We start from the raw sequence: 20,694 nt of genomic DNA, 5'->3' as shown, positions 1-20,694 counted from the left end.
CGCCCGGGTCCCCGGTGGCGCGCCCGCGCTCCCGGACGCGGCCCACGGACACACGGCCGTCCACAGCCTCCGTCGGGCGCACCACCGTCCGCCGCACAGCCTCCGGCGCGACACGCGCGGACTCGGGCACCACGGCGACGGACGGCGCCGCCCCGACCACCGGATCGCCCGGCCCGGCCGGCGCCGTCTCCCCCGGCCGGCGCGCCACCCCCGGTGTGCGTGCCACCGCTGCTCCGGTGGCTCCCGCCCGGAGCCCTCGCCGACCGGTGCTGCCGCCCCAGCCGCGTCCCACCGACGTCTTCGCCGAGCGGCTCCTCGCCGTACTCAGCGGGCGGCGGCCCGTGCACTCGATGCTGGGGCACACCGCGGGACGCGCCTACGACGAGCTCGCCTGGCTCGCCGAACACGGTCCGCTGCGCACCCGCGGCGCCCTCCCCGTCATCCGCGACGTCGGCTACTGCGAGCCGCGGCGGGGCGCGCTGGAGGTCTTCGCCCGGATCGGTGCGGGAGACAGGCTCCGGGCGATGGCGTTCCGCCTGGAGCGGGGCAGGGATCTGCGCTGGCGCTGTACGGCCGTGGAGCTCGGCGGCCCCCGGATGCCCCGCGCGGACGACGCCTGATCCCGTCCGGCAGCCGGAGGCACCGGTCACAGCCGCAGGGCCGGTCACCACGCGGGTGGTGACCGGCCCTTCGCTGCTGCCGCCGCGGCGGCGCGGAATACGTCCGCACCGCCGCCGGCGTCACTTCTTGCGGCGCCGCCCGCCCTTCGCCTGCTTGCGGCGCTCGGCGCGGGTGAGCCCGTCGGCCGGGGAACGCACCGGCTCCTCGTCGGCGGTGACGTCCCGCTCGATGATGCCGCCCTCGCCGTCCACGGTCGGCGCGGACAGATGGAGGTTCCGCCGCTGCGGGGCGTCGAGACCCTTCGCGCGGATCTCCGGGCGCGCGCCCGCCTGCGCCGGCACCGCGTCCTGGGCGCCCTTGTCCAGCGACGGCCTGGCGTCCTCGACCGGGACCTCCTCGACCTGCTGCTCGACCTGGACCTCCAGGTTGAACAGATAGCCGACGGACTCCTCCTTGATGCCCTCCATCATCGCGGTGAACATGTCGAAGCCCTCGCGCTGGTACTCGACCAGCGGGTCCTTCTGCGCCATCGCGCGCAGGCCGATGCCCTCCTGGAGGTAGTCCATCTCGTAGAGGTGCTCGCGCCACTTGCGGTCCAGCACCGAGAGCACGACCCGCCGCTCCAGCTCCCGCATGATCTCGGAGCCGAGCTGCGTCTCCCGGGCCTCGTACTGTTCGCGGATGTCGTCCTTGATGGACTCGGCGATGTACTCGGCGGTCAGTCCGGCCCGGTCGCCGGCCGCCTCCTCCAGCTCCTCGATGTCGACCTTCACCGGGTAGAGCTGCTTGAAGGCGCCCCACAGCCGGTCCAGGTCCCAGTCCTCCGGGAAGCCCTCGGCGGTCTCGGCCTGCACATAGGCGTCGATGGTGTCGTCCATGAAGTGCTGCACCTGCTCGTGCAGGTCCTCGCCCTCCAGCACGCGGCGCCGCTCGCCATAGATGACCTCGCGCTGCCGGTTGAGGACCTCGTCGTACTTCAGGACGTTCTTGCGGGTCTCGAAGTTCTGCTGCTCGACCTGCGACTGGGCTGAGGCGATCGCACGCGTGACCATCTTGTTCTCGATCGGCACGTCGTCCGGGACGTTCGCCATCGACATCACGCGCTCGACCATCTGGGCCTTGAACAGACGCATCAGGTCGTCGCCCAGCGACAGGTAGAACCGGGACTCGCCCGGGTCGCCCTGACGGCCGGAGCGACCGCGCAGCTGGTTGTCGATGCGCCGCGACTCGTGCCGCTCGGTGCCCAGCACATAGAGCCCGCCGAGGTCCTCGACCTCGTCCTTCTCGGCCTTGACCGCCTGCTCGGCGCGCTCCAGGGCGGCGGGCAGGGCCGCGGCCCACTCCTCGATGTGCTCCTCGGGGTCGAGGCCGCGCTGGCGCAGCTCCGCCTCGGCGAGGTCCTCGGGGTTGCCGCCCAGCTTGATGTCCGTACCACGGCCGGCCATGTTCGTGGCCACCGTCACGGCGCCCCGGCGGCCGGCCTGGGCGACGATCGTCGCCTCCCGGTCGTGCTGCTTGGCGTTGAGCACCTCGTGCTGGATGCCGCGCTTGCTGAGCTGCTGCGAGAGGTACTCGGACTTCTCGACCGAGGTGGTGCCGACCAGGATCGGCTGGCCCTTCTCGTGCTTCTCGGCGATGTCGTCGACGACCGCGTCGAACTTGGCGACCTCGGTGCGGTAGATCAGGTCCGACTGGTCCATGCGGACCATCGGCCGGTTGGTCGGGATCGGGACCACGCCGAGCTTGTAGATCTGGTGGAACTCGGCGGCCTCGGTCATCGCCGTACCGGTCATGCCGGAGAGCTTGCCGTAGAGGCGGAAGAAGTTCTGCAGGGTGATCGTGGCGAGAGTCTGGTTCTCGTCCTTGATGTCCACCCCTTCCTTCGCCTCGATCGCCTGGTGCATGCCCTCGTTGTAGCGGCGGCCGGCGAGGATACGGCCGGTGTGCTCGTCGACGATCATGACCTCGCCGTCGATGACGACGTAGTCCTTGTCCTTCTTGAAGAGTTCCTTGGCCTTGATGGCGTTGTTCAGGTAGCCCACCAGCGGGGTGTTCACCGACTCGTAGAGGTTGTCGATGCCCAGCCAGTCCTCGACCTTGGCGACCCCGGACTCGTGGATGGCTACCGTGCGCTTCTTCTCGTCGACGTCGTAGTCGCCGGTCTCCTCGATGCCCTTCAGCGGCTGGCCGGCCTCGCCCCGCTTAAGGCGCTTGACCAGCTTGGCGAAGTCGCCGTACCACTTGGTGGCCTGGTCGGCGGGGCCGGAGATGATCAGCGGGGTGCGGGCCTCGTCGATGAGGATGGAGTCGACCTCGTCGACGATGGCGAAGTTGTGGCCGCGCTGGACGAGTTCGTCCTTGGACCAGGCCATGTTGTCGCGCAGGTAGTCGAAGCCGAACTCGTTGTTCGTGCCGTAGGTGATGTCGCAGTTGTACATCTCGCGGCGCTGGGCCGGGGGCATGTTGGCGAGGATGCAGCCGACGTTCAGCCCGAGGAACTTGTGGACTCGGCCCATCATCTCGGAGTCGCGCTCGGCCAGGTAGTCGTTGACCGTGATGATGTGGACGCCGTCGCCGGACAAGGCGTTCAGATAGGCGGGGAGCGTGCCGACCAGGGTCTTGCCCTCGCCCGTCTTCATCTCCGCCACGTACCCCATGTGCAGTGCGGCGCCGCCCATCAGCTGCACGTCGTAGTGGCGCTGGCCGAGAACGCGCTTGGCAGCCTCACGGACGGTCGCGAACGCCTCGGGGAGCAGGTCGTCCAGGCTCTCGCCCTCGGCGTAGCGCTCCCTGTACTCATCGGTGAGGGCGCGCAGCTCGGCGTCGGAGAGGTCGACGAAGTCCTCTTCGATGGAGTTGACCTGGTCCGCGATGCGGTGCAGCTTGCGCAGGATCTTGCCTTCGCCTGCACGCATGATCTTCGAGAGGACGGACACGGGGGTTGGTCTCCTTGCCGGTCGGGCCTGGGACGGTCGGTTTTCCGGTTCTTGACGTGACTGAGCAACGGCCATCGTATGCGAGGACCCCGCCGCCCCGGGAGGCCCGCCGTGGCGGCGACCGTCCGCTGCCGCATATCGCTTCCGTCCGCCCCAGTCTGCATCCAGTCTGCTTCAGCCTTCATCCGGGACAACGTCCGGGGCGCGCCGATGGTGCCGCGTCCGGCCGGCGAATCGCGCGAGACGTGACCGCCCGTGCGCATACGGCCACGAGGGGGCCACGTACGGCAGAAGGGAATGGCGCCGTGCGCGGGCCGCCCAGCAGAATCGGCCGATGGAACCGCTCACGCTCACCACGGACCGACTGATCCTGCGCCCGGTCGGCCCCCAGGACACCGACGCGGTGTACACCGCCTGCCAGGACCCCGGGATCCAGCGCTGGACCACGATCCCGTCCCCGTACCTCCATGAACACGCGCGCGGCTTCACCGAGCAGATGGTCCCGGACGGCTGGGCGGACGCGGCCGTGTTCACCTTCGGGATCTTCCTGCGCGGCGGTGACCTCGCGGGGGTGGTCGGCCTGACCATGTGCTCCTTGGGGAGCGCCGAGATCGGTTTCTGGGCCGCCAGGGAGCACCGCGGCCACGGCTATGTCACGGAGGCCGTGGTCACCGCCTCCCGGTGGGCGTTCACCGAGCGGAAGATCGACCGGGTGGAATGGCGTGCCGAGGCCGGGAACACGGCCTCCCGCGCGGTGGCCCAGCGCGCCGGTTTCACCCTGGAGGGCACCCTGCGCTCCGGTATCAACAACAAGGGCGTACGCCGCGACTGCTGGGTGGGGTCCCTGCTCCCCTCGGACCTGGGCCTCCCCTCGACGGCCCCGTACCTGCCGCCGGCCCGGCCGTAGCCCGCAGCGGCTCGGCCCGGAGCCGCTCGCGCCCACGGCCGCACCGCGGCCGCGGGCGGTGGAACCGTCCGGGAGCGGGGTGGAATCCCGCTGTCAGTGCCACCGCCTATCGTGCGGACGTATGACGACCCTCCCGCGCCCCGCCACGGAGCTCTCCGCCACCGACGCCCGCCGGATCGCCCTGCGTGCCCAGGGCTTCCTCGGGGCCCCGGACCGCCGTGCGGGCGTCCGCGGCATGCTCCGCCATCTCGGCGCGGTGCAGCTCGACACCATCTCGGTCCTGGCCCGCTCCCACGAGCTCGTCCCCTACGCCCGGCTGGGCGCGGTACCCCGCAGAACGGTGGAGGACGCCTACTGGAAGGGCGCCCACGCCTTCGAGTACTGGTCCCATGCCGCCTGCATCCTCCCCATCGAGGAGTGGCCCCACTTCGCCTTCCGCCGCCGTGCCTACCGCAACCGTCCGCACTGGAACCACGACCTGCCCGACGGCATCTACGAGCAGGTGATCAAGCAGCTCCGGGCCGAGGGCCCGCTCACCGCGACGGAGCTGGGCGGGGCGAAGCGGACCAGCGAATGGTGGGACTGGTCCGGCACCAAGGTCGCGGTCGAGCGAGCGCTGATGCACGGCGAGGTGGTGTGCGTCGAGCGGCGCGGCTGGAAGCGCGTCTACGACCTGGCCGAGCGCGCGGTCCCGGCCGCACTGCTGCACGACCAGCTGGACGACGCCGATTGCCTGCGCCGCCTGGTGGGGCTGGCCGGCCGGTCGCTGGGCGTGGGCACCCGCGCCGACATAGCGGACTACCACCGGCTCAGGGGCGACCAGGTCGACGCGGTGATCGCCGACTCGGGTCTGGTCCCGGTCTCGGTGGCGGGCTGGTCCAAGCCGGCCTGGGCGGACCCGGTGGCACTGGAGACACCGCCGCGCGGGCGGCACCGGACGACGCTGCTGTCGCCCTTCGACTCGCTCGTCTGGGAGCGGGCGCGCACGGAGCGGATCTTCGGGTTCAGCCACCGTCTGGAGGCCTACGTCCCCAAGCAGAAGCGGGTGCACGGCTACTTCGCGATGCCGGTCCTCGCCGGCGGCAGGCTCGTCGGCCGGGTGGACCCGGCCCGGGAAGGCCGGACGCTGGTGGCCAAGCAGACCACACTGGACGGCCCGAAGGCGGTCCCGGCGGTGGCACAGGCCCTGGTCGAGGCGGCGAGCTGGGTGGACTGCACGGACGTGCGCGTGGAGCGCGTCGACGACGCGGCGCTGCGCGAGGCTCTCGTCCGGGAGCTGACACGGATCGTGGGGTAAGGGCGACGGGCCGCGGGCAGCCCGGTCAGCGGGGCACCGGGCCGGGAGGCCGGCGGATCAACGGTCCGGCGGGGCGGCGGTCCGGTGCGTCGGCGGTCCGGCGGGGTCAGCGGATCTCGAGGATCTTCTCCCGCATCGCGTAGACGACCGCTTCCATCCGCGAGTGCAGCTGGAGCTTCTCCAGGATGTTGCGGACGTGGTTCTTCACGGTGTTCTCGGAGATGTACAGCTCCTTGGCGATGTCGCGGTTGTTCATCCCCGTGGCGACGAGCTTGAGGACCTCAAGCTCGCGGTCGGTGAGCCGCGGCGCGGGGACCAGCCGGCGCTCGTCGGTCCGCTGGATCATCGACTTGAACTCGGTGAGCAGCTTCGACGCCATGGAGGGACTGATCTGCGACTGGCCGTCGGCCACCGCACGGATGGCGGTGGCCACCTCGTCCGTGGAGATCTCCTTGAGCAGGTAACCGGTCGCGCCCGCCTTGATCGCATCGTAGAGGTCGGCCTCCTCGTCACTGATGGTCAGCATGATGATCTTCGCGCTGGGCGCCACCTCCTTGATGGAGGTGCAGGCCTCGATACCACCGCGCTTGGGCATCCGTACGTCCATCAGCACGATGTCGGGCAGCAGGTCGGCGGCCTTCTCCACAGCCTCGGCGCCGTCCCCCGCCTCCCCGACGACCTGGATGTCCTCCTCGGCCGCGAGCACGATCTCCAGCCCGCGCCGGAACAGGGCGTGGTCGTCCACGACCAGGACTCTGATCGGTTCCTTGCGTGGAGAGCCCTCGCCCGGGCCCACGCCGACGACGCCGTCTGCGTCCTCGTCCCGCATCGGTCCGAAGCTGTCCGTCATCGTTCCTCCCCCTGACGGCTGTGGCCTGTGCTCCTGAGCCATTGCCAACCCAAGGCAACGACCCACGGGTTGGGCCGTGCGGCCATGATTCCATGCCCGGGCGGCGACCGGGTGACGGAGCGGGGCGCGAAGGGGTCGTACACCGTCGCACGCCGGTGCCCCTGGGGGCGCACGCATGCGCTCCAGGGGCACCGTCCCTGCTGTCACCCTGCGGCCGCTCGCCTGGTCAGCCGCCGAGCGCGCCTCCCGCCTCGGTGGGGTGCGCCTGGGTGACCATCGTGTCCGTCTGAAGGTGGATCACACCGTAGTCGTACGCATGCCGCCGGTAGACGACACTGGGCTCCTTGGTCTCGGAGTCGATGAAGAGGTAGAAGTCGTGCCCGACCAGCTCCATCTCGTAGAGCGCCTGGTCGAGGGTCATCGGCGCGGCCGCGTGGGTCTTCTCGCGGACCACGAGAGGCCCGTCGCCCTGGACCTCCAGTGAGCCGATCTTCTTGGTGGGCACGCCCTGCTCGTCCTGCGAGGCAGTGCTGCCGGTCCCGTTGAGCGTCGCCGCGCCCGGGACGTGATGGGGGACCTCGGCGGCCGAGATCCGGCGTGCGCCACGCCGTGAGAAGCGCTTGTCGTGCTGCTTGCGCAGCCGGGCGTCGAGCTTCTCCGCCGCCAGGTCGAGCGCCGCGTACGGATCGCTCGCCGCTGCCTCCGCCCGGATCACCGGACCACGGGAGCGGAGCGTGATCTCCACTCGGTCACTGCGGTCGGCCTGTCGGGGGTTGGGCTCCTTGGACACCTCGACGTCGAGGCTGATCACCTTGCCATCGAGCTTCTGGATCTTCTCCAGCTTCAGCTTCTCGGCCACGTGCTTCCGGAACCGCTCGGGCACCTCGGTCTTGCGGCCCTTGACGACGATGTCCACGCAGAACTCCGTTCCCGGATCGCCCCGCCTCTGTCGCGGGGCAGCTCCCTTTTGCACCAGGTTCCGGTGACCCCGGAACCTCGGACTCGGTGACTTCCACCTCCTCCCCCGAGGGCAAGATCTCCATTCGCGCCGAGGCGGGTGATGGAGGGAAACCCGCTGCACGGCATTCGGGTACGAGAGGGTGTGGCCTGCGGCTTTCCCTCTGAACCGAACATATCTCGCCCGGGCGGATGTCGTCACCCTCTACCGCGGCGTACCTCCGTTCAGGTGAATTGACACTCTTACAACCTGCAACGAAGCAAGATCTCTATGAGTTCCGGTTTATTTCGAAAGCATCGGGAGAAGCAGCGACCACGGCGGCGCGGATCGTGCCGCGGGTCATGTCACCGGCCCCGTTTGCGCCCGCCATTCCCGGTCCGGCGGGTGCCCGCTGCGCCCTCACTTCCGTAGCTCTGGACTTCTGTTCTTCTCTGCCTTCCCCCATGGCTCCCGAATACACAGCCGCAGTCGCCGTTCTGTACGGGCCGCCCCCTGCTCTCCGCTCACGCCCGGTGCCGTTCTCCGCGACCGCCGCCCGGACGGCCCGCGCCGCCTCCGCCAGGGACGACCCGGTCGTCATCAGGTCGTCGACGAGGACGACCCGGCCGCCCGCACCGAGCAACCGCTCACCGCCCGGGGCGACGGCCAGGGCTCCCGCCACGTTGTCCCAGCGCTGCCGGGCGTCGAGACCCGACTGGTCGGCCACCGGCCGGCGTTGCCGCAGTACCGCGAGAACCCGCGCGGCCGTCCCCGTCCTGCGCAGCTCGGCAGCGGCGGCGAGCGCGATCCGGCGCGCCGGGTCGTGGCCACGCGCCCGCACCGCTCGCCGCGCGGAGGGCACGGGCACCAGGAGCACGGGCCGCCCGTCGGCCGGGAATCCCGGCTGCGCGGCCGGGCCGCCCGCAGCCCTGCCGGAGCGGCGGCCCGGCGGCTCGCGCAGCCCCGCCCGCACCGCCGCCGCCAGGGCCGTGCCGAGCGGGCCGGCCAGCGCCAGTGCGCCGCGCTCCTTGTGGGCCAGCAACAGGGCCCGCACGGCGTCTGCGTAAGGGGCCGACGCATGCACCACCGGGAGCCCGGCCGGCTCCGGAACCGGCCGGACCCGGCGGGGCACGGCCCCGCTCAGGGCATCACCGCACTCCGGGCAGAGCACCCCGCGCTGCCCGCCACAGCCTGTGCACGCGGTCGGCAGCACCAGGTCGCCTAGGTCCCGCCACCACCTGCGCATGCGCTCCACTGTGCCGGTGCGGCACCCGCCCTGCCACCCCTGTGGAAAACGCCCTCCGGAGCCCTGTGGACAACTCCGCGGCCGGACGTCTCACCCCGGATAGACCGGCGCCGTCCCCGCGGTCACCTTCTGCCACTGCATCCCGGACGGCAGCCGGACGATCCCGTCCTCCGAATACGCCACCAGCGGCAGCCGCTCGTCCTCGGACGCGGCGATCTCCTTCACACCGGTCAGCGCAGCGGGCACCGAGCTCTCCGGCGCCGAGCCGTCGACCTGGACGTATCCGATCTGCTGCACGCCCCCGCGTCCCCGCCCCACGACCACGAGGCGGCTGTCACCGGCCCAGGACATGGCCGTGACCTCCTCCAACTCCGGAGTCGCCGAGCGCAGTTCGAGCACCGTCGGGGGCTGGCCGGCCCGGTCGGCGCGTTCGATCCGCCCGATGAGCAGCGACCGGTCGTCGCCCTTCTCCACGATGAGCGCGATCCGCACCCCGTCGGCCGCCACCCGCACCGCCTGGACCCGTCCGTCCAGCTGAGGGATCCGTACCTCCAGCGGCTCGCCGGCCCCCTTGCGCAGCACCAGCAGCCGCGGACGGTCGGGGTTGCGGTCGGCGACCCACAGGTCACCGTGCGCGTCCCAGCTGGGCGCCGTGAGCCGGTCCTGCTCCTTGCTGCCCTGGCTGACCAGCACCGGCTCGCCCAGCGAACCGCCCGAGACCAGCGATCCGACGTACAGCGACCTGCCGTCGAGACCGACGCCGGCCGCGGTGTGCTCGTCCCGGGCGACCGCGACCGACCGCAGGGCCGTCCCACCCTCGCCCAGCGCTCCGGGCACGGGGACCGGGTGCGGCTTGGTGGCGCTGCTGCCGGACGGGATCCGGACCAGACGATGCTCGTCGTCCACGAAGTACAGGTAGTCGGGTTCCTGCGCCGAGCCGCGGGCCGCGACCGTCTCGGCCTGGTCCTCGGTCAGCGAGCACAGCCGCTCCGTGCCCGACCGCAACTGGACCTCCTCGACCGTCGGTGTGAGGCTCCGCAGGGTGTACAGCAGCTGGGCCGCCATCTCGTCGCACTTGTCCGCACCGACCCGGGCCGCCCTGCCGTTCAGCGGCACGGTCAGTCTGCTGCGGTCGTCGGGGGTCAGCGAGGTGACGCCCCGCGCCAGCGCCGTGCCCGTCGGGAAGCTCGATCTGACCACCGGCCCCAGCAGGCTGCTCGGCCCGTCCAGGAGCGAACGCACCACCTGCGCCATCGGTTCCACCCGCCGCCGCACGTACACCGGATCCGCGACGGCTGCGGGCTGCGCGCTCGCCGCGGCCTCTGAACCCGCAGGGGCGTTGGACGCGAAGTAGTACTTGTTGACGGACATGTAGTTGCGCTGGAAGTCCGACTTGCCCATGACGACGCCCTGGGGAAGTTCGTCGATGCGCCACTGCCCGCTCTTGGCGTCCCGGGTCAGATGCACCGACTCCCGGTACTGGCCGTCGGCCGGCGCGTACGACTGCCGCGCGTCCACCGTGGCCACCTTCGCTCCGGTCAGGGTCAGCGAGAAGTCGCTCATCTCGTCGTCGAGGACGGAGTGACCGGAGGCGGTGCCCGGCCCGCCGGCCAGCACGGTCGTGGACTGCTCCGGCCGCCAGGTCCTCTCGGCCTCACCGGTCAGATACTTGCGCGCCGTCTCGTACTGCGGATCGTCGCTGGTCAGCGCCTCGAGAAAGCCCTGCACGATCTCCGTCGGCGACGCGTCCTCCGCCGGCGGCATCGCGAACACCCGCACCTGCGCGTCCTGCCGAGGCGTCGACTCGACGTCCCTCAGGTCCCCGCTGTCGGGCATGGACGCACACCCGGCCAGCAATACGACACCGCAGGTGGCGTAGGCCACCGCACGCACCGGCCGGCGCCGGCCGGTCCCCTTGCGGTCAGCGCCCACGCGATGCCTCCCCTTGCCTGCTCGAGTCCTCAGCCCCGGTGCCGTCGATGATGTCTCTGGCGTCCCTTGCGGCCGGGCCGACCGGGTCGGCCGGGCCGACCGTGTCGCTGCCCGGTCGCGCGGCGGACGAATCGTTTGCCACAAGTGCTCCCGCCACCGGCCGCGGGACCACGCGCGCGCCGTTGCCCGGCAGGGCCGTCGGGTCGGCCACGGGCACCACGGCGCCCGCCTTCGGCGGTATCGGATCGCGGTGCGGCACCGTGGTCGCCTGCCCTGCCGTGGCCTGCGCCGGCACGGTGACCGCGTGATCCGCGGCGTTGGTCGGACCGGCGTCGCCCAGCCCGCGATTGCGCCGCGAGTCGGAGGGCTCCAGCGGTATGGGCGAGCCCCGCAGCGGCTCGTCCGCGGTCCGCGGCAGCGTCAGCCGGAACTGCGAGCCCCCGCCGGGCTCGCCCCAGGCCTGCAGCCAGCCCCCGTGCAGCCGGGCGTCCTCCAGGGCGATCGACAGCCCCAGGCCCGTACCTCCGGTGGTACGCGCGCGTGCCGGGTCGGCCCGCCAGAAGCGGCTGAACACCCGGGTGGCCTCGCCGGGCTTGAGCCCCACTCCGTAGTCGCGCACCGCGACCGCGACGGCGCCGCCGGCCGCGGCGAGTCTGACGACGACGTCCCTGCCCTCGCCGTGCTCGACGGCGTTGACCACGAGATTGCGCAGGACGCGCTCCACCCGTCGGGCGTCGGCCTCGGCGATGACGGGCTGCTGGTCGCCGGTGATGCGTATCTGCGTGCCCTTGCGCTCGGCGAGCGGCTCGGCACCGCCGACCACCCGCCGGACCACGTCCCGGAGATCGATCGGTTCCGCCTCCAGGGCCGCCGCCCCGGCGTCGAAGCGGCTGATCTCCAGCAGATCGGCGAGCAGCGACTCGAACCGGTCCAGCTGGTCGGCGAGCAGCTCGGCCGACCGTGCGGTCACCGGGTCGAAGTCCTCGCGCGCCTCGTGGATCACGTCGGCCGCCATCCGCACGGTGGTCAGCGGGGTCCGCAGTTCGTGCGACACGTCGGAGACGAACCGCCGCTGCATCCGCGACAGGTTCTCCAGCTGGTTGATCTTCAGCTGAAGGCTCTGCGCCATCTTGTTGAAAGCCTCCCCGAGCCGGGCGATGTCGTCCTCGCCGGTGACCTTCATCCGCTCCTGCAGCCGCCCCGCGGACAGCCGTTCGGCGATGCTCGCCGCCATCCGCACAGGTGTGACGACCTGCCGCACCACGAGCCAGGCGATGGCGCCGAGGAGGACGACGACGAAGACCCCTGCCGTCGCCAGCGTGCCCTTGACCACGCCCAGCGACTTCTCCTCCTGCGTCAGCGGGAAGAGGTAGTACAGCTGGTACGGGTCGCCGTTCGGGTCGTTGACCTGCTTGCCGATGACCAGCGCCGGCTGGGAGTCGGTGCCGGAGCTGTAGAAGACGCGGGTGTAGCTCTGGGCGGCCGTATTGCCGTCGATCCGCTCGCGCAGCGCCTCGGGCACGCTGGCCGTCGGATCGACCAGACCGGAGGCGCGCGGTCCGCGCCCACCGCCGCTGTCGCCGCCCACCGGCAGCGTCACCACCTCGAACGCACCCTGGCCGCCGCTGGAGAGCGACCTCACCAGCTCGCTCATCCACTGGATGACGTTCTGCGAGGTCCGTCCGTCGGCTGGGTTGCCCTTGTCGTCGGTGACGCTCGCCGCTTCGTCGGCCTTCTGCTTTGCCACCGCGAACCCGCCGGCGGCCTGGCTCTGCGATGCCTTCACCTTGGCGTCCAGCAGTCCGTTGCGGACCTGGCCGATGACGACGAAGCCCAGCAGCAGAACGACGCCGAGCGACATCAGCAGCGTGGTGACGACGACCTTGAGCTGGATGTTGCGCCGCCACAGCCGCATCACGGGCAGCAGCGGCCGTCGCACCCAGCGCATGACCAGCCGGAGCACCGGACTGCCCTGCACCCCGCCGTGCAGCAGCCCGCCCTCCAGCAGGCGCGCCCAGCGGGAGCCCGGGGCGGCCCCGCCGACAGGCCGTCCGGCGCGGGCCCCGGTGCGGCCGGGCGCCGAAGCGGCACTGTCCCTGGACATGTCAGCTCGGCCCGGCCTTGTAGCCGACACCACGGACGGTCACCACGATCTCCGGCTTCTCCGGGTCCTTCTCGACCTTGGAGCGCAGCCGCTGCACGTGCACGTTGACCAGCCGGGTGTCCGCCGCGTGCCGGTAGCCCCACACCTGCTCGAGCAGCACCTCGCGGGTGAACACCTGCCACGGCTTGCGGGCGAGCGCGACCAGCAGGTCGAACTCGAGCGGAGTCAGCGCGATCGCCTGTCCGTCCCGCTTCACGGAGTGCCCGGCCACATCGATGACCAGGTCGCCGATGGCGAGCTGCTCGGGGGCCGGCTCCTCCGACCTGCGCAGCCTGGCCCGGATCCGGGCCACCAGCTCCTTCGGCTTGAACGGCTTGACGATGTAGTCGTCAGCCCCCGACTCCAGACCGACCACGACGTCGACGGTGTCGCTCTTGGCGGTCAGCATCACGATCGGCACACCGGACTCCGCCCGGATCAGGCGGCACACCTCGATGCCGTCCCGGCCGGGCAGCATCAGGTCCAGCAGCACCAGATCGGGTTTGGTCTCCCGGAAGGCGGCCAGCGCCTTGTCGCCGTCGGCTACGAAAGACGGCTCAAAACCCTCACCGCGCAGCACAATGCCGAGCATCTCGGCCAGTGCGGTGTCGTCGTCGACGACGAGGACTCGTCCCTTCATAAACGACATCATCCCATTCTCATAACGGTTGCGAAGGCGCAGGTGAGGCACGTCACTGCCCTGTGACGATAGTCGTATGCCGTGGTCACTGTCTGCCCCCGCCCCCTCGGCGCCGATCTGACGGGGCCGTCGGCCCCAGGCGAAACCGACCGCAGGGCGGATTCGGCCGGACCCGATCAGTCAAGCGCCGGTCGGCGCGACCCGCCACAAAGCTCGGCCAGCGCCTCTGCCGTCACCGGCGACACCGCGCCCTCCTCGGTCACGATCGCGGTCACCAGCTTGGGCGGCGTCACATCGAACGCCGGGTTGTACGCCTGCGTCCCCAGCGGCGCCACGGGAACCCCGCCGCCCGCGCCCGTCACCGGCACCTGTGGCACCGGGATCTCGGTCACCTCGTAGCCGGGCCGCTGCTCGACCTCGATGGACGCCCCGTCGGGGGTCTGCGCGTCCACCGTGGTCCCGGGCGCCACCACGACGAACGGCACATGGTGGTACCTCGCGAGCACCGCGAGCGGGTAGCTGCCCACCTTGTTCGCCACCGAGCCGTCCGCCGCGATGCGATCCGCCCCGATCAGCACCGCGTCCACCTCACCCGCCGCGAACAGCGAACCGGCGGCGCTGTCGGTGAGCAGGGTGTACGCCATACCGTGACGGGCCGCCTCGTACGCGGTCAGCCGGGCGCCCTGCAGCAGCGGACGCGTCTCGTCCACCCACAGCCGCCGCAGCCGTCCCGCCCGGTGTGCGGCGAGCGCCACCGCGAACGCCGTGCCCTCCCCGCCGGACACCAGCGCACCGCTGTTGCAGTGGGTGAGGACGCGGTGCCCGCCGCCCGGCAGCAGCTCGTCCAGCAGCGCCAGCCCGTGCTCGGCCATTCGGGCACTGGCGTCGATGTCCTCCCGGTGCATCGCCCGCGCCGCGGCCAGCGCGGCTTGCGCCGCCTCCCGGAGGCCGCCGCCCCCGGCCAGGGCGGCCCGGTGCGCGTCGAGGGCCCGGCGCACCCCCACCGCGAGATTCACCGCGGTGGGCCGGGCACCGACCAGCGCGTCGGCGGCCTCGTCCACGTCGAAGCCGCGGGCCGCGGCGAGCGCGACGCCGTAGGCGCCCGCGACACCGAGCAGCGGCGCCCCGCGCACGGCCAGCGAGCGGATCGCCTCCACCAGGGCGGGTGCGTCCGTGCAGACCCGCTCGACCTCCTCTGCCGGCAGTCTGGTCTGGTCCAGCAGCACCAGCACAGGCCCCTCGGGGGGCTCCTCCCAGCGGATGACCGGGATCCCGGTGGCTCGCCTGCCCTCGCCGGTTCGCGCGTACTGATCAGCCATGCGGTCAGTCTGCCCCTTCCCCGGCGGACAATTGAAGGTGCGCACCCCATACGGTGGCCGGTCCGGACCCGACCACCCCATGGCACGATGGCTGCCAACCTGCCGCCGCAACCGCGGACCGGCACCGTGAAGGAGCAACGATGAACGACACTCCGGGCTGGACCTCGCCCGGATCCTCCGCGTCCGACGGGCGGCAGTCCGGCGTGCCCGGCCCCGCCGAGCCCGCCGACCGCCCCGACCAGTCCGCACAGCCCGCGGACCAGCCGGGCGCAGAACCGACGGGCTCCGGCACGAAGTGGTCCAAGGAGCAGCCCCCACCGGCCCAGTGGTCCGCGCCGACGGGCCCCGGCCAGGCCCCGGCCACTCCTCCACCGCCCGGCCCCGGCTGGGGCACACCGCCCCCCGGGGGCGGCCACGGCGGCCCTGCGGGCCAGGGCGGATGGGGAGGCCCTGGTGGCCACGGGGGCTGGGGAGGCGGCTGGGGCGGTCCTCCGCCTGCGGCCAAGCCCGGTGTGATCCCGCTCCGCCCGCTCGGTGTGGGTGAGATCCTCGATGGCGCCGTCTCGACCATGCGCACCTACTGGCGCACGGTCCTGGGCATCTCGCTGACCGTCGCGGTCGTCACCGAGATCATCATCGTCCTGCTCCAGGGCATGGTCCTCGACACCAGCACCGACGCGCTCAACGACCCGAGCGCAACCCTCGGTGAACTCGGCGACGCAATGGCCGACGCCATGATCAGCTCGGGGGCCCTGTTCCTCGTCACCCTGGTGGGCACGGTCCTGGCGACCGCCCTGCTGACCACCGTCACCAGCCGCGCCGTGCTCGGCAGGCCGGTCACCACCGCCGAGGCCTGGCGGGACGCCCGCCCTCAGGTGCTGAAGCTGTTCGGCCTGATCGTCCTGCTGCTGCTCATCGCGGCCGGCATCGTCGCCGCCGGTGCGCTGCCCGGCCTTCTCGTCGCCTACGCGGGGGGCGGGGACGCGGCCGTCCCGCTCACCGTCCTGGGCATCATCGGCGCCGGCGTCGCCGCCGTATGGATCATGGTCCGCTTCTCCCTGGCATCGCCGGCACTGATGCTGGAGAAGCAGGGGATCGTGAAGTCCCTGAGCCGCTCCGCGAAGCTCGTGCGCGGCTCCTGGTGGCGGGTCTTCGGCATCCAGCTGCTCGCCGCGATCATCGCCAACGTCATCGCGTCGATCATCGTCATCCCGTTCGCCTTCCTGGCCGGCGCGCTCAGCGGCGACGGTGTCGGAAGCCTCCTCGACGGAACCACCCAGCTCAGCTGGACCTTCCTGATCGTCAGCGGCATCGGATCGGTGATCGGCTCCATGATCACGCTTCCGATCTCGGCCGGCGTCACCGTGCTTCTCTACATCGACCAGCGCATCCGCCGCGAGGCCCTCGACCTCGACCTGGCCCGCGCCGCCGGCGTCCAGGGCTACGGATCCGGTGCGCCCGGCGCCGTCCCGGGGAGCTGATGCAGTGAGCACACCGGGGGGAGTTCTCACAGAGGTGCTGCCCGGCACCGCCGCCGCAGCACTGCTGCGCACCGGCGACACCGTCGTCCGGGCGCTGCCCCGCTCGGACGACGAACCACCGCTGACCATCCCGCGCGACCCCGCGCGGGAGGCTGCACGCCGCGAGCTGTCGAAGCGGATGTACCACGAGGACGACCCCAGCTGGTTCGAGCGCGCGCTCAACGCCTTCTGGGAATGGATCGACGACCTCTTCCGCGCCGCCTCCACGGCGACACCCGGAGGGACGCTCGGCCTGGTCGTCATCGTCATCGCCGTCCTGGCCGTCCTGGGGGCCCTCTGGTGGCGGCTCGGCACCCCCCGCCGCGGGCCCGTCTCCTCCCCCGCACTCTTCGGCGACCGCCCCCGCAGCGCCGCCGACCACCGCGCGGCCGCCGAGGCGCACGCCGCCCAGGGCCACTGGAACCAGGCCGTCCAGGAGCGCATGCGGGCCATCGTCCGGGCCTTGGAGGAACGCGCCCTGTTGGACCTCCGCCCCGGCCGCACCGCCGACGAGGCGGCCACGGAGACGGGCCGCGCCCTGCCCGCCCACGGCGACCGGCTCCGCGCCGCCGCCCGCGACTTCGACGACGTCACATACGGTGGCCGCTCGGCGACCGAGCAGTCGTACCGCCGCATCGCCGACCTGGACCGCGACGTGGACCGCAGCAGGCCACAGTCGGACGACAGCAGCGCCCACAGCGCCGACCACCACACCCGCCAGGGAGCCGCCGGATGACCACCGAGGCCCCCGTACCGCCCACCTCGGTCTCGCCCACCACCCGCCAGGTGTGGACGCGCGCGCGAGGCATCGCCCTCGGGCTCACGCTGCTCCTCGCCGGAGCCGTCGCCATCGCCGTGGTCCGCTCCGGGGCTCAGCACGGCACCCTCGACCCGCGCTCCGCCGCCTCCCAGGGCAGCCGCGCCGTCGCCGAACTCCTCGACGACCGCGGCGTCACCACCCGTGTGGTGTCCACCCTCGCCGAGGCCCGCGCGGCGGCCGGACCCGACACCACCCTGCTGGTCGCCGTCCCCGACCGCCTCACCGAACCCCAGCAGACCGAGCTCCGCACGGCGACCGCCGCCTCCGGGGGTCGCACCGTCCTGGTCGCCCCCGGTTCCTCGTCCGTCGAACGGCTCGCCCCCGGCGTCACCGCCGACCCCGCCATCAGTCCCGACTCGAGGCTGTCCCCCGACTGCACCCTGCCCGCGGCCCGCCGCGCCGGCACCGCCGACACCGGTGGGATCCGCTACACCACCACACACCTCGACGCCGACAGCTGCTACCCCAGCCAGCGCCTGGCCACGCTGCTGCGCATCCCGGAGACGACGGAGGAACCGGGCGAACGGTCCGCACCGTCCGAGGGAGCGCCCGGAGCCGACACGATCGTCCTCGGCGCGCCCGACATCCTCTACAACGACCGCCTCGACGAACACGGCAACGCCTCGCTCGCGCTGCAACTCCTCGGCTCGCGCCCTCATCTGGTCTGGTACCTCCCCTCGCTCGCCGACAGCGCAGCCGCCCCCGAGGACGAACGCGGCTTCTTCGACCTGATCCCGTCCGGCTGGCTCTGGGGCACGCTGCAGCTCTTCATCGCCGCGGCCCTCGCCGCCCTGTGGCGGGCACGTCGGCTCGGCCCTCTGGTGCCCGAGAAACTCCCCGTCGCGATCCGCGCCTCGGAGACCGTCGAGGGCCGCGCCCGGCTCTACCGCAAGGCGAACGCCCGCGACCGAGCCGCAGCCGCTCTTCGTACCACCACGCGCACACGCCTCGCCCCCCTCGTAGGCATCCCCGTCCCCCAGGCAGACACGCCCGAGTCCCTGCTCCCCGCCCTGTCCGCACATCTCCGTGACGACGGGCGGCCTCTGCAGCCCCTCCTCTTCGGCCCGCCGCCCAGTGACGACGCAGGCCTGATCTCCCTCGCCGACCAACTCGACGCCCTCGAAAGAGAGGTACGCCGTCCATGATGGACCCGACCACTGACAACGCCGGGCAGACCGGGGACCAGCGCGACCACCGCGCCTCCCTGGAGGCCCTGCGCGCCGAGATCGCCAAGGCCGTGGTCGGCCAGGACCCCGCCGTCACCGGCCTCGTCGTGGCCCTCCTGTGCCGCGGCCACGTCCTTCTCGAAGGTGTCCCCGGCGTCGCCAAGACCCTTCTGGTCCGCGCGCTGGCCTCGGCATTGGAACTGGACACCAAGCGGGTGCAGTTCACCCCCGACCTGATGCCGAGCGATGTGACCGGCTCCCTCGTCTACGACGCCCGGACCGCCGAGTTCTCCTTCCAGCCGGGCCCGGTCTTCACCAACCTCCTGCTCGCCGACGAGATCAACCGCACCCCGCCGAAGACACAGTCGTCCCTTCTCGAAGCGATGGAGGAGCGTCAGGTCACGGTCGACGGCACCCCTCGCCCGCTCCCCGAGCCGTTCCTGGTCGCCGCGACGCAGAACCCGGTCGAGTACGAGGGCACGTATCCGCTGCCGGAAGCCCAGCTGGACCGCTTCCTCCTCAAGCTGACCATCCCGCTGCCCTCCCGCCAGGACGAGATCGACGTCCTCACCCGGCACGCCTCCGGTTTCAACCCGCGCGACCTGCGCGCCGCCGGCATACGTCCCGTGGCGAGCGCCGCCGACCTGGAAGCGGCCCGTGCCGCCGTCGCCAAGACCACGGTCTCCCCGGAGATCACCGGGTACGTCGTCGACATCTGCCGTGCCACACGCGAGTCGCCGTCCCTCACCCTCGGCGTCAGCCCGCGTGGAGCCACCGCTCTGCTGTCGACCGCGCGCGCGTGGGCATGGCTGACCGGCCGGGACTACGTCACCCCCGACGATGTGAAGGCCCTCGCCCTCCCCACCCTCCGTCACCGCGTACAACTCCGCCCGGAGGCCGAGATGGAGGGCGTGACAGCCGACTCCGTGATCAACGCGATCCTCGCCCACGTCCCGGTCCCCCGCTGATGGCGCTCACCGGACGCACCGCACTCATCGCGGCCCTGGGTTCCCTTCCCGTCGGCATCTGGGAACCCAGCCTGACCGGCGTCCTCGCGGTCAACGCCCCGCTCGCCGTGGCCTGCGCCTGCGACTTCGCCCTCGCGGCCCCGGTGCGACGTCTGGGCCTGACCCGCTCCGGAGACACGTCGGTGCGCCTCGGAGACGCCGCCGACGTCGCCCTGACCGTCAGCAATCCGTCGGGCCGCCCGCTCCGTGCCCGGATCCGTGATGCCTGGCCCCCGAGCAGCTGGCAGCCCGGCACGGAGACAGCAGCATCCCGCCACCGTCTGACGGTCCCTCCCGGCGAGCGCCGCCGCCTCACCACCCGCCTGCGGCCGACCCGCCGCGGCGACCGCCAGGCCGACCGCGTCACCATCCGCTCGTACGGCCCCCTAGGCCTCGTCTCCCGCCAGGGCACCCACCGGGTCCCGTGGACTGTCCGCGTGCTCCCCCCGTTCGCCAGCCGCAGGCATCTGCCGTCCAAGCTGGCCCGGCTCCGCGAACTCGACGGCCGCACCAGCGTCCTGACCCGGGGGGAGGGCACCGAGTTCGACAGCCTGCGCGAGTATGTGCCCGGCGACGACACCCGTTCCATCGACTGGCGCGCCACCGCTCGCCAGACCACGGTCGCCGTACGCACCTGGCGCCCCGAACGCGACCGCCACATCCTTCTGGTCCTCGACACCGGCCGCACCTCGGCCGGACGCGTCGGAGACGCGCCCCGCCTCGACGCATCCATGGACGCGGCCCTGCTGCTGGCCGCCCTGGCATCGCGCGCCGGCGACCGTGTGGATCTGCTCGCCTACGACCGCCGAGTGCGTGCCCGCGTCCAGGGCCGCACGGCAGGCGATCTCCTTTCCGCCCTGGTCAACGCCATGGCCACGATCGAGCCGGAACTCGTCGAAACCGATGCCCGCGGTCTGACCGCGACGGCTCTGCGGACGGCCCCCCGCCGATCCCTCATCGTGCTGCTCACAGCCCTGGACGCGGCTCCGATCGAGGAGGGCCTGCTACCCGTCCTCGGTCAGCTCACCCAGCGCCACACCGTCCTGGTGGCCTCGGTCTCCGACCCGTATGTCGCGCGGATGGCCGGTTCCCGGGGCAACACGGATTCCGTGTACGAGGCCGCAGCCGCGGCACAGGCCCAGTCCGAACGCCACCGCACTGCGGAACAACTACGCCGGCATGGCGTGACCGTGGTAGACGCGCCTCCGGACGAGCTGGCGCCGGCTGTCTCGGATGCCTATCTTGCGCTGAAGGCAGCCGGCCGCCTGTGAGGGGCCGGGGCTTCTCGGCCCCGACCCCGGACTCTGAAGTCACAGAGCCGAGGATCGGATCCGGAAATGCAGGGGGCTCGCA

At 72.1% G+C, this 20,694-nt stretch carries 17 protein-coding genes; 8 read left to right on the top strand and 9 right to left on the bottom strand.

What is annotated here, in order from left to right; genetic code table 11:
• The coding region (locus tag V5O46_RS30735) for a hypothetical protein (RefSeq protein ID WP_332888018.1) at window positions 1–226 on the bottom strand (226 nt) is incomplete at its 3' end.
• A gap of 40 nt (window positions 227–266) precedes the next feature.
• Here V5O46_RS30735 and V5O46_RS30730 point away from each other — a divergent pair.
• Window positions 267–620, top strand: a complete 354-nt coding sequence (locus V5O46_RS30730) for an Rv3235 family protein (RefSeq protein ID WP_332888017.1) — start codon at window positions 267–269, stop codon at window positions 618–620.
• Window positions 621–740: 120 nt separating this feature from the next.
• Here the strand turns inward: V5O46_RS30730 and secA are convergent, their stop codons facing one another.
• Window positions 741–3,557 (bottom strand): preprotein translocase subunit SecA, encoded by a 2,817-nt coding sequence (gene secA, locus V5O46_RS30725; RefSeq protein ID WP_332888016.1) that lies wholly within the window; start codon window positions 3,555–3,557, stop codon window positions 741–743.
• 334 nt (window positions 3,558–3,891) lie between these two features.
• On the opposite strand from secA, the gene V5O46_RS30720 reads away from it, so the two are divergent.
• Both V5O46_RS30720 and V5O46_RS30715 read left to right on the top strand, forming a co-directional pair.
• Window positions 3,892–4,464: a GNAT family N-acetyltransferase gene (locus V5O46_RS30720; RefSeq protein WP_332888015.1), complete on the top strand. Its 573-nt coding sequence runs from the start codon at window positions 3,892–3,894 to the stop codon at window positions 4,462–4,464.
• 121 nt (window positions 4,465–4,585) lie between these two features.
• Window positions 4,586–5,761, top strand: a complete 1,176-nt coding sequence (locus V5O46_RS30715) for a winged helix-turn-helix domain-containing protein (protein WP_332888014.1) — start codon at window positions 4,586–4,588, stop codon at window positions 5,759–5,761.
• Between the two features lie 106 nt (window positions 5,762–5,867).
• Here V5O46_RS30715 and V5O46_RS30710 read toward each other — a convergent pair whose 3' ends face one another.
• From V5O46_RS30710 to mtnA, 7 genes are all read right to left on the bottom strand, one after another.
• Window positions 5,868–6,611 carry a response regulator transcription factor gene (locus V5O46_RS30710; RefSeq protein WP_332888013.1) on the bottom strand — a complete coding sequence of 248 codons (744 nt, stop codon included), beginning with the start codon at window positions 6,609–6,611 and terminating at the stop codon, window positions 5,868–5,870.
• Window positions 6,612–6,837: 226 nt separating this feature from the next.
• Complete coding sequence (hpf, locus tag V5O46_RS30705; protein ID WP_332888012.1) at window positions 6,838–7,527, bottom strand: ribosome hibernation-promoting factor, HPF/YfiA family; 690 nt, start codon at window positions 7,525–7,527, stop codon at window positions 6,838–6,840.
• A gap of 310 nt (window positions 7,528–7,837) precedes the next feature.
• Window positions 7,838–8,794, bottom strand: coding sequence for a ComF family protein (locus V5O46_RS30700; RefSeq protein WP_332888011.1), 957 nt, complete (start codon window positions 8,792–8,794; stop codon window positions 7,838–7,840).
• A gap of 90 nt (window positions 8,795–8,884) precedes the next feature.
• Window positions 8,885–10,726: an LpqB family beta-propeller domain-containing protein gene (locus V5O46_RS30695; protein WP_332888010.1), complete on the bottom strand. Its 1,842-nt coding sequence runs from the start codon at window positions 10,724–10,726 to the stop codon at window positions 8,885–8,887.
• Complete coding sequence (mtrB, locus tag V5O46_RS30690) at window positions 10,716–12,830, bottom strand: MtrAB system histidine kinase MtrB (protein WP_332888009.1); 2,115 nt, start codon at window positions 12,828–12,830, stop codon at window positions 10,716–10,718. Before mtrB ends, V5O46_RS30695 begins: the two co-directional genes overlap by 11 nt.
• A 1-nt stretch (window position 12,831) precedes the next feature.
• Window positions 12,832–13,521: a two-component system response regulator MtrA gene (gene mtrA, locus V5O46_RS30685; protein ID WP_189869080.1), complete on the bottom strand. Its 690-nt coding sequence runs from the start codon at window positions 13,519–13,521 to the stop codon at window positions 12,832–12,834.
• 164 nt (window positions 13,522–13,685) lie between these two features.
• Entirely contained in the window at window positions 13,686–14,828 is a 1,143-nt protein-coding gene (mtnA, locus tag V5O46_RS30680; protein ID WP_332888008.1) for an S-methyl-5-thioribose-1-phosphate isomerase, read from the bottom strand.
• Between the two features lie 140 nt (window positions 14,829–14,968).
• On the opposite strand from mtnA, the gene V5O46_RS30675 reads away from it, so the two are divergent.
• The 5 genes from V5O46_RS30675 to V5O46_RS30655 are packed head-to-tail and all read left to right on the top strand — an operon-like array spanning window position 14,969 to window position 20,612.
• Window positions 14,969–16,309 (top strand): hypothetical protein, encoded by a 1,341-nt coding sequence (locus V5O46_RS30675; RefSeq protein ID WP_332888007.1) that lies wholly within the window; start codon window positions 14,969–14,971, stop codon window positions 16,307–16,309.
• 4 nt (window positions 16,310–16,313) lie between these two features.
• The gene (locus V5O46_RS30670) at window positions 16,314–17,084 is read left to right on the top strand and encodes a DUF4129 domain-containing protein (protein ID WP_408649085.1); all 771 of its coding nucleotides are present in this window, start codon (window positions 16,314–16,316) and stop codon (window positions 17,082–17,084) included.
• Window positions 17,081–18,313 (top strand): DUF4350 domain-containing protein, encoded by a 1,233-nt coding sequence (locus V5O46_RS30665; RefSeq protein ID WP_332888006.1) that lies wholly within the window; start codon window positions 17,081–17,083, stop codon window positions 18,311–18,313. The genes V5O46_RS30670 and V5O46_RS30665 overlap by 4 nt, the downstream gene beginning before the upstream one ends.
• Window positions 18,313–19,302 carry an AAA family ATPase gene (locus V5O46_RS30660; RefSeq protein ID WP_332888005.1) on the top strand — a complete coding sequence of 330 codons (990 nt, stop codon included), beginning with the start codon at window positions 18,313–18,315 and terminating at the stop codon, window positions 19,300–19,302. The genes V5O46_RS30665 and V5O46_RS30660 overlap by 1 nt, the downstream gene beginning before the upstream one ends.
• Window positions 19,302–20,612, top strand: a complete 1,311-nt coding sequence (locus tag V5O46_RS30655; RefSeq protein ID WP_332888004.1) for a DUF58 domain-containing protein — start codon at window positions 19,302–19,304, stop codon at window positions 20,610–20,612. Before V5O46_RS30660 ends, V5O46_RS30655 begins: the two co-directional genes overlap by 1 nt.
• Window positions 20,613–20,694 lie beyond the last annotated feature (82 nt).

The sequence above is a fragment of the Streptomyces poriticola genome (assembly GCF_036689765.1).
In the GTDB taxonomy this organism is placed as follows: Bacteria; Actinomycetota; Actinomycetes; order Streptomycetales; family Streptomycetaceae; genus Streptomyces; species Streptomyces poriticola.
Note: the sequence above shows the minus strand (reverse complement) of the source record. Positions and strands in the feature narration are given on the sequence as shown.